This window comes from Microcystis sp. M083S1 (assembly GCF_020246405.1).
Taxonomy (GTDB): Bacteria; Cyanobacteriota; Cyanobacteriia; order Cyanobacteriales; family Microcystaceae; genus Microcystis; species Microcystis aeruginosa_C.
This window is the reverse complement of the sequence record NZ_JADBTB010000109.1, coordinates 1-15,160: the sequence shown is the minus strand read 5'-3', so window position 1 is coordinate 15,160 and position 15,160 is coordinate 1. Positions and strand designations below refer to the sequence as shown.

At 41.5% G+C, this 15,160-nt stretch carries 22 protein-coding genes and 2 pseudogenes; 22 read left to right on the top strand and 2 right to left on the bottom strand.

The genetic code is table 11. The features are described from left to right. From IM450_RS11360 to IM450_RS11295, 14 genes and pseudogenes are all read left to right on the top strand, one after another. Positions 1–121, top strand: a pseudogene (locus IM450_RS11360) (IS982 family transposase); the annotation flags it as partial. Positions 122–341: 220 nt separating this feature from the next. Continuing rightward, on the top strand, positions 342–518 hold the full coding sequence (locus IM450_RS11355) for a hypothetical protein (RefSeq protein WP_287669843.1): 177 nt from the start codon (positions 342–344) through the stop codon (positions 516–518). A gap of 458 nt (positions 519–976) precedes the next feature. Then, entirely contained in the window at positions 977–3,088 is a 2,112-nt protein-coding gene (gene argZ / locus IM450_RS11350) for a bifunctional arginine dihydrolase/ornithine cyclodeaminase (protein ID WP_287669841.1), read from the top strand. 588 nt (positions 3,089–3,676) lie between these two features. Then, positions 3,677–3,913, top strand: coding sequence for a hypothetical protein (locus IM450_RS11345; RefSeq protein ID WP_287669839.1), 237 nt, complete (start codon positions 3,677–3,679; stop codon positions 3,911–3,913). Positions 3,914–3,941: 28 nt separating this feature from the next. Beyond that, positions 3,942–5,174: a ScyD/ScyE family protein gene (locus IM450_RS11340; RefSeq protein ID WP_287669837.1), complete on the top strand. Its 1,233-nt coding sequence runs from the start codon at positions 3,942–3,944 to the stop codon at positions 5,172–5,174. 731 nt (positions 5,175–5,905) lie between these two features. Continuing rightward, a complete protein-coding gene (locus IM450_RS11335; RefSeq protein WP_002734688.1) occupies positions 5,906–6,064 on the top strand; it encodes a hypothetical protein in 159 nt (52 codons plus the stop codon). A 518-nt stretch (positions 6,065–6,582) separates the two neighbouring features. Next, complete coding sequence (locus IM450_RS11330) at positions 6,583–6,801, top strand: hypothetical protein (protein WP_287669834.1); 219 nt, start codon at positions 6,583–6,585, stop codon at positions 6,799–6,801. A 351-nt stretch (positions 6,802–7,152) separates the two neighbouring features. Next, positions 7,153–7,581, top strand: coding sequence for a hypothetical protein (locus IM450_RS11325; protein WP_108935321.1), 429 nt, complete (start codon positions 7,153–7,155; stop codon positions 7,579–7,581). After that, positions 7,578–7,790: a hypothetical protein gene (locus IM450_RS11320; RefSeq protein WP_002763392.1), complete on the top strand. Its 213-nt coding sequence runs from the start codon at positions 7,578–7,580 to the stop codon at positions 7,788–7,790. Before IM450_RS11325 ends, IM450_RS11320 begins: the two co-directional genes overlap by 4 nt. 93 nt (positions 7,791–7,883) lie before the next feature. After that, positions 7,884–8,105 (top strand): DUF2283 domain-containing protein, encoded by a 222-nt coding sequence (locus tag IM450_RS11315; protein ID WP_002769518.1) that lies wholly within the window; start codon positions 7,884–7,886, stop codon positions 8,103–8,105. Between the two features lie 36 nt (positions 8,106–8,141). Beyond that, positions 8,142–8,390: a hypothetical protein gene (locus tag IM450_RS11310; RefSeq protein WP_002800311.1), complete on the top strand. Its 249-nt coding sequence runs from the start codon at positions 8,142–8,144 to the stop codon at positions 8,388–8,390. A 38-nt stretch (positions 8,391–8,428) separates the two neighbouring features. Next, the gene (locus IM450_RS11305) at positions 8,429–8,758 is read left to right on the top strand and encodes a DUF6883 domain-containing protein (RefSeq protein WP_002789666.1); all 330 of its coding nucleotides are present in this window, start codon (positions 8,429–8,431) and stop codon (positions 8,756–8,758) included. A gap of 2 nt (positions 8,759–8,760) precedes the next feature. After that, on the top strand, positions 8,761–9,009 hold the full coding sequence (locus tag IM450_RS11300) for a DUF4926 domain-containing protein (protein WP_002789664.1): 249 nt from the start codon (positions 8,761–8,763) through the stop codon (positions 9,007–9,009). Between the two features lie 46 nt (positions 9,010–9,055). Continuing rightward, entirely contained in the window at positions 9,056–10,051 is a 996-nt protein-coding gene (locus IM450_RS11295; RefSeq protein ID WP_287669830.1) for a DNA cytosine methyltransferase, read from the top strand. 109 nt (positions 10,052–10,160) lie between these two features. Here IM450_RS11295 and IM450_RS11290 read toward each other — a convergent pair whose 3' ends face one another. After that, a complete protein-coding gene (locus tag IM450_RS11290) occupies positions 10,161–10,811 on the bottom strand; it encodes a restriction endonuclease subunit R (protein ID WP_287669828.1) in 651 nt (216 codons plus the stop codon). A 284-nt stretch (positions 10,812–11,095) separates the two neighbouring features. Between IM450_RS11290 and IM450_RS11285 the strand changes: the two genes are divergently transcribed. The 8 genes and pseudogenes from IM450_RS11285 to IM450_RS22710 form a co-directional block, all read left to right on the top strand. After that, positions 11,096–11,482, top strand: coding sequence for a Pepco domain-containing protein (locus IM450_RS11285; protein ID WP_287669827.1), 387 nt, complete (start codon positions 11,096–11,098; stop codon positions 11,480–11,482). Further along, positions 11,482–12,969: a GUN4 domain-containing protein gene (locus IM450_RS11280; RefSeq protein ID WP_287688574.1), complete on the top strand. Its 1,488-nt coding sequence runs from the start codon at positions 11,482–11,484 to the stop codon at positions 12,967–12,969. The genes IM450_RS11285 and IM450_RS11280 overlap by 1 nt, the downstream gene beginning before the upstream one ends. Positions 12,970–13,010: 41 nt before the next feature. Further along, entirely contained in the window at positions 13,011–13,223 is a 213-nt protein-coding gene (locus tag IM450_RS11275) for a type II toxin-antitoxin system HicA family toxin (RefSeq protein WP_002775450.1), read from the top strand. Next, positions 13,223–13,429 (top strand): type II toxin-antitoxin system HicB family antitoxin, encoded by a 207-nt coding sequence (locus IM450_RS11270; RefSeq protein ID WP_002743279.1) that lies wholly within the window; start codon positions 13,223–13,225, stop codon positions 13,427–13,429. The genes IM450_RS11275 and IM450_RS11270 overlap by 1 nt, the downstream gene beginning before the upstream one ends. 161 nt (positions 13,430–13,590) lie before the next feature. Then, a complete protein-coding gene (locus tag IM450_RS11265; protein WP_287669822.1) occupies positions 13,591–13,791 on the top strand; it encodes a hypothetical protein in 201 nt (66 codons plus the stop codon). Continuing rightward, positions 13,785–13,997 (top strand): hypothetical protein, encoded by a 213-nt coding sequence (locus tag IM450_RS11260; protein WP_002763396.1) that lies wholly within the window; start codon positions 13,785–13,787, stop codon positions 13,995–13,997. The genes IM450_RS11265 and IM450_RS11260 overlap by 7 nt, the downstream gene beginning before the upstream one ends. Next, positions 13,984–14,232 (top strand): type II toxin-antitoxin system RelE family toxin, encoded by a 249-nt coding sequence (locus IM450_RS11255; RefSeq protein WP_287669820.1) that lies wholly within the window; start codon positions 13,984–13,986, stop codon positions 14,230–14,232. Before IM450_RS11260 ends, IM450_RS11255 begins: the two co-directional genes overlap by 14 nt. Positions 14,233–14,457: 225 nt before the next feature. Next, positions 14,458–14,553 (top strand): annotated as a pseudogene (locus IM450_RS22710) (DUF6888 family protein); the annotation flags it as partial. A 125-nt stretch (positions 14,554–14,678) separates the two neighbouring features. Here the strand turns inward: IM450_RS22710 and IM450_RS11250 are convergent. After that, positions 14,679–15,160 (bottom strand): M10 family metallopeptidase C-terminal domain-containing protein (locus IM450_RS11250; protein WP_287669818.1); only part of this gene is annotated, 482 nt, incomplete at its 5' end.

Genomic DNA, 15,160 nt, shown 5'->3' with positions numbered 1-15,160 from the left:
TTCCCGCCACCGCAGCCCTGTTAATTTTTGCGTTAATCTTCTCTGTGGTTTGATTGCTTACTGTCACCAGCCGAAAAAACCCTCCTTGAAGATGGAATGGGCTTTACCCCCCGCTGCTTAACCCGAACTGGGGTTAGTTAGGACTTGCTGAATAAATCTAAAAACCTTGTTGGGTAAGACTTTTAGACTTTTTGTCAATCAAAAAGTACCAAATATGGGAGTGATCGGGGGGAAAATTCAGGGACTTTTTCCCTGAAAATTAGGTAATTGACCCCCTCAAAATCGGTAAAACCCTACACCCCACACCCCACACCCCACACCCTACCCCCACGAAAAACTTTTTGCCGCAAACCCTAGTTAGAGATGCAATTAAAGTCGTTTCTAATAATTCCTATGTGCAGTCTCACCTAATTTGGCGGATAATGGATGCGGCTGCTACCGTCGATCCTAACTGGTTGATCGATCATGTACGTCCTGCTGCGGAAAAGATACTCGATGAAAAAAGGGCTGATCCCTAGGAAGAAGCAATTAAATGGCTGATTATATATCGGGAAGACGGGAAGAATGGCAAACTTATCAAGAAAGTTTAATTAAGTAGCTGGTTATAATTAAATTAAAAATGGATTTTAGGTTCGATCCCCCCTGCCCCCCTTGATAAGGGGGGTGCCGATAGGCGGGGGGATCCCCCCTTAATCCCCCCTTAATAAGGGGGGCATCTGACAACTTTTAACGCCTACCTACTTAAGGAACATGGACGCAAATCGAAATTTATCGGGTTATTTAAATATCAGGATTTACAATGATTTAAGCTTGTAGCCGTCAGTTATCGGCTAAAACTGGGCTGTTTTTAGCTTGTAGAGTGGACATTGTCCTAATCTTAGGCCTAGTGACATTTCGGGGCAAAGTAGAGTATAATGGAAGATTGGTCTAAACTTATCTCCAGACTACTTATACTGAATATTCATTGTCAAAAAATATGACTGAAACTATTCGCTTTTTGATGTGTTCTCCCGATCATTACGATGTGGATTATGTGATTAATCCTTGGATGGAGGGCAACATTCACAAATCTTCCCAAGAAAAAGCTAGGCAACAATGGCAGCAGCTTTATCATGTTCTCAAAGATCGGGCGATCGTGGATTTAGTCACACCAGAAAAAGGCTGGCCCGACATGGTTTTTACCGCTAATGCAGGTTTAGTTCTGGAAAAAATAGTCGTTCTCAGTCGCTTTTTGCACAAAGAAAGACAGGGAGAAGAACCCTATTTTAAACAGTGGTTTGAAGATAACGGTTTTACGGTTCACGAACTGCCCAAAGATTTACCCTTTGAAGGTGCAGGAGACGCATTATTAGATCGAGAAGGACGTTGGTTATGGGCAGGATATGGCTTCAGAACTGAGTTAGATTCCCACCCTTTAATCGCTAAATGGCTCGATATCGAGGTTTTATCCCTACGTTTAATCGATGAACGTTTTTATCACCTTGATACCTGTTTTTGTCCCCTTAGTGGCGGTTATCTCCTCTACTATCCCGATGCTTTTGATGCCTATTCTAATCGATTAATTGAGTTAAAAATTCCCGAAGAAAAACGCATTATCGTTGAAGAAGCCGATGCGGTTAACTTTGCTTGTAATGCTGTGAATATCGGTCAAATAATCGTCATGAATAAAATTAGTGACGACTTACAACATAACTTAGCCGCAAAAGGATTTGAAGTGGTACAAACTCCCCTAACGGAGTTCTTAAAAGCAGGAGGAGCCGCTAAATGTTTAACCCTGCGTACCACGGAACCCCTAATTCCAGACCATCACGCTAATGTCACCATTGAAAGTCGCATTCTCCAGCTAGAAGGTCATCTGCTCGACGCGGGAATTATGAATAAAGCTCTCGATGTTGTGGTAGGAAATGGGGGCAGCTTCAAGGTTTTAAACTTCACCTTAGGGATTGAGCGCCAAAGTACCTCCTCGGCCGAAGTGCGGGTTTCTGCACCCTCTCACGAGGTAATGGAGGAGATCATGGTACAATTGATCGACCTCGGTGCGGCCGCTCGTCCTCAAGAAATCTGTGATGTCAATACCGCCATTGTCGCTCAAGATGGGGTCGCTCCCGATGATTTTTATGTCAGCACCATCTATCCCACGGAAGTGCGGGTTAACTGTGAATGGGTGCGGGTGGAAAATCAACGCATGGATGCAGCCATCGTCGTCACTGAAAGTCCAGAAGGCAAAACCGCGAAATGTACTCTGCTGCGGGATTTAAAAGCTGGCGATCGCGTTATGGTGGGAGTTGAGGGCATCCGTACTATCCGACAGGCGGAATCCAGGGAACAACGCAACAGCACTCAGGAATTTACCTTTATGGGTGCGGGGGTTTCCAGCGAGCGCCGAGTCGAGTTAACCGTGGAGCAGATTGCCTGGGAAATGCGTAAAATTCGCGACCAGGGCGGTAAAGTGGCAGTAACGGCAGGTCCGGTGGTCATTCACACTGGAGGAGCGCAACATCTCTCCCGTTTAATCCGCGATGGTTACGTTCACGCTTTACTGGGGGGAAATGCGATCGCAGTTCACGACATGGAACAGGCGATCATGGGTACTTCTTTAGGGGTAGATATGCAGAAAGGCATCCCCGTGCGCGGTGGCCATCGCCACCACCTCAAGATTATCAACCTCATCCGTCGCCACGGCAGCATCGCTAAAGCTGTATCGGCCGGGGTATTGACAAAAGGCGTAATGTATGAATGCGTCAAGAATAATGTCCCCTTCAGTTTGGCCGGTTCAATTCGCGATGATGGTCCGCTTCCGGATACGGAGATGGATTTAATTAAAGCACAGGAAGAATATTCGCGCTTGATTCAAGGTGCAGACATGATTCTCATGCTCTCTAGTATGCTCCATTCCATCGGTGTGGGCAATATGACACCGGCGGGGGTAAAAATGGTCTGTGTTGATATTAACCCGGCCGTGGTGACAAAATTAAGCGATCGAGGTTCCGTAGAATCCGTCGGTATCGTCACCGATGTGGGTTTATTCCTGAGTCTGTTAACCCAACAGTTGGATAAGTTAACCCGTCCCTTGGTAGAAACGGTTTAAAACCAAAAATAGATATCGGGTGGGTTACGCTTTGCTAACTCACCTATTTTTATCGGTATTTTCAAGCAATTATCAGAGAAAATTTACCCACTAGAGTCGCCCTAGCTTGCTTTCTTTTTCTAAGTACCTAAGCAAAATTAATTACACATATCTAACCACCTCTTGCCTCTTGCCTCTTGCCTCTTGCCTATCTTTACTAGGAAATTAATTTTGCACGACTACTTATAATACTAAATCTGGTTATTAAGTTCGATCGCCCCTTAGTCCTAGGTTTGATTCATAGTAGGGTTGATTCATGAATCAACCCTACCCTTAGTCCCCCCTTGATAAGGGTGGTGTCTGATAATTTTTAACGCCTACCTACTTAAAGACTGATTATTTATTCCCCTTTTTGCATGAGTGCATGAGCAGAAAACGGGTTTCTCCGAGAACCCGTTTTCTGTGCGTTACTCAACGGATTTAGTATAATAGGGGTTAATCTTCCTATACTTGTCGAACGGCTATGAGTCTGTGCTGAAAAAGCGAAACCCAATCACCCCAAAGGTTACTCTTGGTTGGGTTGACGCAAGGAAACCCAACCTACAATAATTGCTACTCTACTTTTTGCCGCAAACCCTAACTAAGCGCAAGATAGCTGGTGGTTCTCACTCCTTCCGTGGCTTTGTCGATACTGCTCGTTTCTTGACTGTGATTCAGTCTTGTCGCGCCCAAGGCCGTTCGATTTTAACTTTCTTCCGTCAGGCTTTGGCCTCTGTCCATCACCCCTTGAATACGGTTGTCTCTCTTATCCTCACTGCTGATTTTTCTCTCTTTGTCAACCCCTAGACCTGAATATTTACCGAGAAATTAATCAATGCTCAAAAAATTATTGACAGTTGCTGTAGGAACAGCCTTAACGATATTTGGAGTTGGCGGCCCCTTACAGGCGGCTAACTTGGAAATAATCGCCAGTGGACTTGAAAGTCCACGAGGTCTCACCTTTGGTCCCGATGGAGCCTTATATGTTACAGAAGCAGGTAGAGGAGGCGCAGGCCCCTGTATTCCCGCACCGGGAGCCGGACCTAACGGACCAGTAGTTTGTTATGGTAACACTGGTGCGATAACCCGCATTAAAAATGGTACAGCCGAACGCATTGTTACAGGTCTTCCGTCTATTGCTTTACCAATTCCAGAATTCTCTACTGCTATTGATGCGACCGGAATCCATGATATACAATTTGACTCCACTGGAAGAGCTTATGCCATTTTTGGTTTGGGGTCTTCTCCAGAACAACGGGATCAAGTGCTTAATGTTCCTGAATTTGGACAACTGGTCGCCATTGATAATCTCAATGGACAGGTTTCTCTGACAACGTTAGCAGACCTAGCTGAGTATGAAGGGTTGTTTAATCCCGATAATAATAATTCGGGCTTTTTTAATCCCTATAACGATGGCATTGATAGCAATCCCTATGCTTTTTTAATTAAAGATGACACTGCTTATATCGTCGATGCGGCCGGGAACACTTTTTTTAAAGCTAAAACTGATGGTAGCGAACTTACTCTGTTGTCTATCTTTCCTGAACGTCCGATAACTGACCCCTTTACTGAAGAAACCATTGCCATGCAATCAGTTCCTACCAGTGTGGCTATTGGGCCTGATGGAGCTTTTTATATCTCAGAATTCACGGGATTTCCTTATCCAGAAAATGCGGCACGTATTTTTCGCTTAGGGACTGATAATAAACCAGAAGTGTATGCTGATGGCTTCACCCAAATAATTGATATTGCCTTTGATAATCAAGGAGGCTTGTATGTCCTGGAATATGCTACTAGCTCATTAGCTTTTGATATTAGTCCAGGTCTTTTAAGCTACATAGATCCCAAGGGAAATCGCAAATCCATCATCAGTGATGGACTACTTTTCCCGACGGCTTTAGCAATTGGTCCTGATGGTGATATCTATATCTCTAATCTAGGTTACATTCCTGGACAAGGTCAAGTTGTTCGTGTTCAGATTTCAGTCCCCGAACCTAATTCTATAACAGGACTGCTAATTTTTGGCATTTTTGGTGGAGTTTCATTACTGTTACGCCAACGGAAATAATTAATTTAGCCAGGAAGAAATAAATATAGCTATTTTTTCTCAAAATAGTTATTAAATTGCTTGACGAAAACAACAGCTTGTCGGTTGGGTTGATCGATTTAATGCTTGGGACAAAACGGATCGAGGTAATGGTTTGAGGGAACCCCAACATTCTTCAAGACATCGGTGCAGTTGGGTTTTGCTCAAGCGTCGCTAATATTTGACAGACAAGAGTTATTATTGCTCAACCCAACCTACGGCTAACTGCTTACGTTAAAAAGAAATAAATATAACTGTTTTTTCTCCCACATCCAGCAGGTTATTTTGAATATTTTTTATTTAACCTAACCTAGTCATAGAAAGGCTTACAGCTATTTAAGTATTTTGGTCTAAATCTCTCATGGGGGAGATATTGGATGAATTGATACTCCTCTCAATAGCTTAGTCGGACTTGAACCCAAATATACTGCCAAATCATTTATAGACAACAGAAAAGCCTGAAATACTTACCTCGCAATGGTTTTCGTTGTTTTTCAATAAATGAAATTTCGACAAAATAATCTGCTGGGAGTTGCTTGTTAAGTATATATACTTACGTCATCAAGTGCTGAATGTGGGTTTCTCAAAATAATTATCAAATTGCTTGACGAAAACAATGAGAATCTGCGACTATATAGAAAATCAGTTACTGGTCGGATTTTACCAAACTGACTTTAATCAATCCACTATCAACCTGACCCAGGAGAAAAAACATGGCTTCGATTAAAATTGACTCGGATTTACGACCCATCGGTTCTGAACTTTTCCTCGATTCAGAAAGCTATCTGGAGGAACTCTCTGCTGACCAACAGATTAACAATATTGTGGGAGGAACTGGCATTCGTATTGTCATCCGTATCAGATTATTTTGATGAATTGTTCCGTGTCTGAATCAAGGGCGAGTTTTTAACTCGCTCTACTTTTTTTTGATTGCGATCGCCGATCTTGTAGGGTGGGTTAACGTACTGTAACGCACCGCTAACTTTAATCATGGTGGGTTATCAATCAAGATAGATTATGATCTGAAATAGCAAACAGTACAAACCCTTGAATTTCCCATGACATTAGCTTGTAGGTTGGATTGAGCGATTTAATGCTTGGGATAAAACGGATCGAGGTAATGGTTTGAGCGAAACCCAACATTCTTCAAAACAATGGTTTTCGTTGTTTTTCAATAAATGAAATTTCGACAAAATAATCTGCTGGGAGTTGCTTGTTAAGTATATCTACTTACGTCATCAAGTGCTGAATGTGGGTTTCTCAAAATAGTTATTAAATTGCTTGACGAAAACAATGAGAATCTGCGACTATATAGAAAATCAGTTACTGGTCGGATTTTACCAAACTGACTTTAATCAATCCACTATCGACCTGACCCAGGAGAAAAAACATGGCTTCGATTAAAATTGACTCGGATTTACGACCCATCGGTTCTGAACTTTTCCTCGATTCAGAAAGCTATCTGGACGAACTCTCTGCTGACCAACAGATTAACAAGATTGTGGGAGGGACTAAGCCTCCCACCAAGACCGCCATCGGCATTAGTGGATTGGCATTGAACAGCGGAACCCTGGTTGCAGTTAGCCTTGTAGTAGGGAAGATTGGCTAGTAATTAATATCTGATTATCAAAGTGTGAGCATCTTGCTCATACCTTGACTTGAAGAAAGTAAGAGCGAGTGTCTCACTCGCTCTACTTTTTGAGAACAAACCCACGTTAAAAAGAAATAAATATAGCTGATCTTGTAGGGTGCGTTAACGCGCGTGTAACGCACGGCTAATGTTTGGGATAAAATGGAGAAGTTTCAATGCGATCGAGTCCAAGTGCGATCGCTCTGAGAGATGATCGAGGTCAAGCATGACAGTGCAATAACTTCGTTACAGAGATAGGATAGTAGAATAGAGGGGGCTACCATGCCGCTGCTTCAGGCTTTAATTTAGTCTTGTCGATCAGTTATTATCATGAAAGAAAAAGTGTACTTGGATTCCACGGTTCCGAGTTATTACTTTGATGAGCGTGAAGCTCTAAAAACTTTTACCGAAATCACAAGGAAGTGGTGGTCGGAGATGTCCAGTTATTATGATTTATATATTTCGGATGCCGTGCTTCAAGAACTAACCAACGGAAACTATCCGCGTAAAGCTGAAATTATTCATTTGGTTTCGACGATTCCTTTACTACCGCCGACTTCTGCTCTTGAACAAGTTGTCGAGTTTTATCTTGCCTATGCCAGCTATTTCGACATTCAATATCTCGTTACTTGGAATTGCAACCACCTAGCGAATGCTAACAAACGGAAGCATATTCGCGTTATCAATGCCCGCCTTGGTTTGTCAACACCTGAAATTGTCACACCACTTGAACTATTCAAAGAGGAGAATAACTTATGATCCACTCAGAGATTTTGCAAGAAAAAGATAAAACTCAAACAAGATTATCGGAGGAATGCACGTCTATCCATGACTATTTAGTTAAGTCTCGCATTGCTGCGGAAAAGGCTGCGGAATCCTACGGGTTTACTCTCAAGTATGCTGAAGAAATTCATAAAATTCGAGAAGAACACACCAAAGCTTTCAACGTCAACACAACAGCCTCTTAGGTTGGCTTGAGCGAAACGCTATAGATTGATTCTGATTAATTGCCAATTCATTGCCAACACAAGAGTTAGGGCGATAATGATTAGAGGAATTTGGTGAACAAGATACACTATAGCCCAGATGTGGATGCTTTATTAATTGAGTTAAACAATAATCCAATTGCTTACGCAGAGGAGGAAGGGAAAACAATATTACATTATTCCGAGGACGATCAGTTAGTTTTAATCGAGATTCTAGATTTTGGTTGTTCTCTATCGGAAGATGCTAGACAAGAACTTGCAAAATCCATATCTTCTCGTGAATCGATTAAAATATAGTTATTAGTTAATATCCATCTCACAACAATTTAAATCATGAAAGGTATTCAGTATATTGTCGATGAAACAGGAGAAAAAACAGCGGTTGTTATCGATCTAAAAGAATGGGGTCAACTGTGGAATGAGTTTTATCAAAATTTACTCGATCGCTCTCCCGTAAACGAAGACTGGATAAATCGATCGCCTTTTCGAGAAAAATTAGATCAAGCTCTGACGTGGAATGCTAATCATCCACCGCAGTTATCAGATCTAGAATCCCTAAAGAGCAAACTCGACAATCATTAGTGCTGAAGAAAAGGCTAGAAAACTAAGTAGATTGAGCGATGCAAATTCCATCTAAAGCAATTATTCCAGAGGATAAACTTACTCGTTATCTTCTCGTATTCAGAGACAAAGATGACAAATCAAAATTTTTAGCACAAGCAGGATTTACTCTCGATAATGCGGCCAGTTTGCAAAAAGCGATTATTCAGCTAATTACCGTAGAAGATGCGATCAGAGATGGTAAAAATGAATACGGTATCTTTTATCGAGTTGAAGGAATGCTAGAAGGAGTTAACGGAATTAATTTAGCAGTGGTTACAATATGGATACTGCGATACATTGACGACTGTTTTCAGTTTGTTACTCTCAAACCCCGAAAGGATAGATAATTATGGATGTTAGATTATACGATCATGTGGTTCTTTGTCTTGATGTTCCCGAAGACAATCTAAAATCGGGAGATGTGGCAGTATTAGTGGATTTAATCCCCCATCCTAGCAATGGCGAAATGGGAGCAATTTTAGAGGTTTTTAACGCTCTCGGTGAGTCAATTTCAGTAGTTACTGTGCCAATTTCGGCGATTAAACCCCTACAGGCCAATGAAATATTTACCGTCCGCTCTTTGGTGAAAGTTGAATAAGTTAAAATCAAAGAGAATATCCCTATCGCTACAATCTCAACTATCAATGAATCTCCTGAAAGATAGTAAAAAAATTCGTTTTGTTGACCTCTTTTGTGGTTTGGGAGGGTTTCGAGTCGCAATTGAACGAGTTTGTCGCCAAAAAAACTTAGAATCTGATTGTGTTTTTTCCTGTGATATAGATAAAGATGCTCGGTCAATTTATCAGGCTAATTTTGGCGACCAACCCCAGGGAGATATTACCGAAATTGCTGCCCTAGATATTCCCAATCATGATATTTTAATGGCGGGATTTCCCTGTCAACCCTTTAGTATTTGTGGTGATTTAAAGGGGTTTGAAGACACCAGAGGCACGCTATTTTTTGAGATTGCTCGTATTTTAAAAGCCAAACAACCCGCAGCATTTATTCTGGAAAATGTCAAGCAATTGCAGGGACATCAACAGGGAAAAACCTTAGAAGTTATTCTCGATACTTTGCAAGATTTAGATTACTATACCGATTATCGGGTTTTGAATGCGCTTCATTTTGGTTTACCGCAAAAACGGGAACGAATTTTTATCGTTGGTTTCCGAGAAGCGAGAGATTTTATCTGGCCAAAACCAGCTTTATCTAGAACAAGTTTAACGGAAATCTTAGAGGAAAATGTTTCGGATTTTTATTATGCTTCCGAAAAAATTCAAAAAAGTCGCCTTCTGAAAAGAGAGGGAAAAAAACCTTATAGTGAACCGACTATCTGGCACGAAAATAAAGGAGGTAATGTCAGTGCTTATCCCTATTCCTGTGCCTTGCGAGCGGGAGCATCCTATAATTATTTGTTAGTGGATGGGAAAAGACGCTTAACAGAAAGAGAAATGCTACGTTTACAAGGTTTTCCCGATGATTATCAAATTGTCGCCAGTTATCAAACTATGCGAAAATTAACGGGTAATAGTGTAGCGATTTCCTGCGTAGCTGCTGTGGTTAATTCTGTAATCGAGTCTTGGTTAGATGTTGAGCAAGCATCAACTAATTCATTCTCGTTAAATCGACAACTTAATTAAGTTTATTTTCGACTCAGGAGTTTTAGATAGTGGTGATTATTCAAGACGCTTTTAATTGCCTATATAGACAGTCAAAACCTAGGAGATTATAGCTTGTTTGAGTCCTAATTTATATCTCTAAAATTAGCTGACCCATTGCCTTGAGCATTTGGAGCAGATTAATTGCTGATTCAGGATACATTAAATTAAGTTCTGGCATTATCTGATAAGTGGGGTTAGTTTCTTGTCTGAGATAGACGAACATATATTGTAAGCCATTAGTCGCTAATCCCCAAACTGAGGGTTGTCTTTCTAAGCTATTGTAGGCATAAGTCAGTAATTGAGGTAATCCCTGACGTACTTCGATTCCACTCTCTTTAGCTTCAATGACTAAAATCAAAAAAGGGATATTATTGACAGTTGATATCGAATTATTCACCGTGACAATATCAAAGCGTCCGCTAATAGTTTTATCTTCATCCACAAGGATAATATTATCAATCCCTTCTTCAACCCTAATCTTAATCGGATAACGATAAAAACCCGCTAACCGCAATAAGGGAAATAGGGTTAAAACTTTAACTTGTCCTTCTGATGCTTTATCTTCCATCAAATAGGGTCGAAAATCGTTGCGGATTTGAACAAGTTCTAATTTTTCTGCGTCGCTGACGGTTTCCAATGTTAAAAGCTCTGTAAATGAGACATCTTCAAGCTTTTCTTGGAAATTAAGATGACGTTGAACATCCGCAAGGGTTAGTTTACTCGTTTTGATAGTAAGCATTGATTTAGCAAGCAGTACATCGCTGTTCCCATGATAGCGGAAAATAGGTTTCTCGGCTGTTCTTGCTAACAAAATAAGCCAAGACAGAAACACAAATTTAACAATAAAGTTGCTGGGTGGGGTGCGGATTGTTAATGTTGGTTTTTTAAAAGAATTGGTCGCCTTCTAACGCACTTTACACTCGTCGGCCTTTTTTGGGACTGTTAACCCCTATCTCTATAGGTGAGTTAGCAATGGGTAACTAGAATAATAAAGGAGAACCATTGCCGAAAAACGAGAGCGCTATGCCAGAAGAAACTATTTGGATTATCACCGCAGAAGATACCCCCGTCACCCCCGATAAAGATGCGAAAGGAAACGACACCTATGACAATCCCTGGGACACGAGGAAAACTATCACCGAAGCTGCGACTCGTGGCGTAAAAGTGAGCATAGAGAAGCTAGAGACAGAACTTTCCCATTTTCTCCAGCTTATCGGCAAAGTCTTCAATCAAGCACAGAAACAGGTCAACGAGCAAACCGGTTTTAAACTCGATGAAGTAGAGCTTTGCGTAGAGATTACCGGAGAAGGTGAAGTAAAATTGTTAGGGACGGGGATTAAGACCGGCACCAAAGGCGGATTAACCCTAAAATTCAAGCGAGACGAGAAAAACACACCGACTGCGGACTAATGGCGAATCATGGGTTAATTATCGGGATAAATCAATATCAGCGCTTGAAACCGCTCAAATGTGCCAAGCAGGACGCGGTAGAGATGGCGCGTTATTGTCGTGACGAAATTAATTTTGACGAAGTTTTCCTGTTTACCGATGAGTCTGACCCAATAACCGCGCCGAATGGTTCCCAACAGGAGACGAAACCGACGTACACAAATCTAATGGCTTTCCTGCAAGACTTTTTCGAGTCGCAACGCTTAGAAACCGGCGATAATTTCTGGTTTTTCTTCAGTGGTCACGGATTACGCCATCAGGGACAGGATTATCTCGTTCCCAGCGAGGGACACCCAACCTTAATCGAACAGACGACCATTTCCCTCAATTACGTTACCCAACGTTTACGGAGATGCGGTGCAGATAATATCATTCTCTTTCTCGATGCCTGTCGCAACGAGAACGATTTTAGAAATAAATCCGTAGGCTGGCAAAAGCAACAGGGAGTGATAACCATCGCTTCCTGTAGTCCGACGGAGGAATCCTACGAAATTCCCGAACTACAACAGGGTTCCTTTACCTATTCACTTCTAGAGGCTTTACGAATCCAAGGGGAAAATAACTGCGCTACGGTAGAAAGACTCTGTAATCGTCTCCGCGAAAGGATTCCCGAAATCAACCGACAACACAACAAACCCCCGCAAACCCTCCATTCTATTGTCGAACCGCATTATAAAAATCATCTGATTCTGTTACCGAAACAGGCAAAGACTCCCGATATAGAGTTATTGCGAGTGGAAGCTTTAGAGTTGGAAGTGGAGGGAAAGCTAGAGGAAGCGCGACAGTTGATGAGACGAGTTCTGGCTTTGGATACAACCAGACCTAAATACTGGCAAGATTACGACAGAATTAATCGAAAATTAGCACAACAACCCGTCCCACCTTCCCCTAAAACGGAACCGATAAATCGCGAGTCGGCGAAAACGATAACAGAAACCCCGAAACCCGCAGCACCGAAACTGGAAGAAATCGAACTAAAAAGTGCCAAAGGAATCGATTATCGGAACTTAGAGGATTTATTAAAACGGCAGCAATGGAAGCAAGCGGACGAAGAAACCGCAAGAGTGATGCTACAGGTAGCTAACCGAACAAAAGAGGGATGGCTACGGGTAGAAGATATCGATAATTTTCCCTGCGAGGATTTGCGAACCATTGACCAATTATGGGTTAAATATAGTGGCGGTCGCTTTGGTTTTTCCGTGCAGGCGAAAATCTACCGCGAACTCGGTGGGACGCGGGAGTATAATGAAAGAGTTTGGAACGCTTTCGGAGATAGGGTAGGCTGGCGAGTGAATAATATCTGGATATACTACAAAGATGTTACTTTTGACCTAAAAGCACCCCTAGGACACCTCCCTACCGTAGGACACCTCCCTACGGGGTGTTGGGGGGGGGGTTGGGTGGTGGGGAGTCGTTTCTTCTCTCGCGTCGAGACTTGTAAAATGTAACATATAAAGGTTACAGCCAATTTTTAAGAATCAGATATAACATGAAAGTTAGAGATGTAATTAGATTACTAGAACAAGATGGATGGTATTTATCGAGAACAAGGGGAAGCCACCGACAATTCAAACATTCTCTGAAATCAGGTTTAGTTACTGTTCCGGGTAAGCTGTCCGATGATTTAGCGATTAAGACTTTACGGAGTATTTTCAAACAAGCTCAATTGAATAAATATCTAGAAGAAGGAGACAATAACTAATGCGTTACGCGATTATTATCGAAAAAGCTGAAAATAACTATTCCGCTTATGTTCCTGATTTACCCGGTTGTGTTACTACAGGTAAAACCCTAGAGGAAATCACAGAAAATATGAAAGAAGCAATTCAATTTCATCTGGATGGATTACAAGAGGAAGGGCTGCCAATTCCCCAACCAGCCACCTATTGCCAGTATATCGAAGCGTAACCGATCACCTGCATCCTGTCCGCGACTTTTATCTGTTAACATGGAACTGTAAACATATTACTAATGCTCAAATGCAGAAAAAACTTCTCAATATATGCGCGGATTTCGGCTACAAATTACCGCTAATCTGTACAGCTTACGAGTTAATGGGAGAATGAGCTATGTGGGAAGATGAAATACTCGAAGAAATTCATAAGATTAGAGAAGAACACGCCAAGTCTTTCAACTACGATATAAAAGCGATTTGCGCCGATTGGAGGGAGAGACAAGCGAAAAGTGGTAGAAAATTAGTTCGGTTAAATACCGCCCAAAACATGACAAAAAATAGCAAAAATGATACTATTGAGAGAAACAAATGCTAGAAATTAACAAAAGCTATGTATTAGACAAAGATCAAAAGCCGATTGCTGTTCAGATTCCCATTGCTGAATTTGAAAAAATCGAAGAAATCCTTGAGGATTACGGACTAGGAAAACTCATCGAAGAAGTTGAAAATGATCAAATCCTAGACAAAGAAAAAGCCTTACAATATTTAGAATCGCTTAAAAACAAAAATGTGGAAGGTTGAATACAACAAGAGATTTTTAAAAGAATTAGCCTCTTTGCCAAAAGACATACAATCTCGTATTGAGTTGATCGTATTTTCCGAATTAGAAACTGACAATCCTTTTGAATTAGACTATCTGGATAAAATGAAAGGACATAAAGATAAATATAAAATTAGAGTTGCAGATTATAGGATTGGCCTGACTATTGATAAACCCAATGGCTCTCTTAGGTTTGGTGGGCAAAATGTATTCTAAGATACATTCTTCCTAGCGAGCGAGTGGAAGGAACCACAAAGACACAAAGGACACAAAGATTGATCGATCCTATATAAGTTAAACTTATCACACAGAACCTAGAAGAGCCACCCAATCAAACCATCATCTGTCAACGGGTCGCACATCGTAGAGAAATTTACAAAACTTTTCCTTGATAGAAAGATACCGCTATCTTTATCTGTCAGTTGCTGATCTTTTCTCTACCAAACGATATACCTATTCCGCTATGATAGCCGACTCAAAATTATTTATATTTTAGCGGGAACCAATGAAGACATCAGCATTTTAATCGATGAATAGGGAAATTGGAACTTTGAATTATGTCTATATACAAAGTCAGCATTCATCCCATCGCTAAAAGCGAGGGAATTCTGCTGACACTCAGTTAAATGCAGTGAGAGCTTATTGCCTCAAACCAGAGGATGTCACAGCACTATATTGGTAACAGGTAAACTATACACTCCAGCCATCGCCAATTGAAAGTCGCTGACTGCATCGCCGTTGATATCCCCGCAAAGGAGACCGCCGTTAAAGCGCAGTTGTCCCGCTTGACCTGAAAAATCCGAGGCACCAATAAACGTGAAACTCTGATTACCAGCATTGAGGGAGTTGGCATCGATGCCAGAGACGTCAATAGTATCAAAACCAGTATTGAAATCGAGGATTTTGTCTTGGTTTGCGCCTTGACCGATTTCATCAACGGTGTTGAAGATAAAACGGTCCCGACCTTCACCTCCCGTTAGTTGATCTGACCCTAATCCTCCGATAAGTTTGTCCTCACCACCGCCACCAATAATGACATCATTACCAGTGGTGCCAGTGATATTATCATTCCCCCAATAGCCATGGATTTGGATATTGTCACCGACAAAAGCAGTATTAGAAAAGTCGAGTTTATTGTCACTCC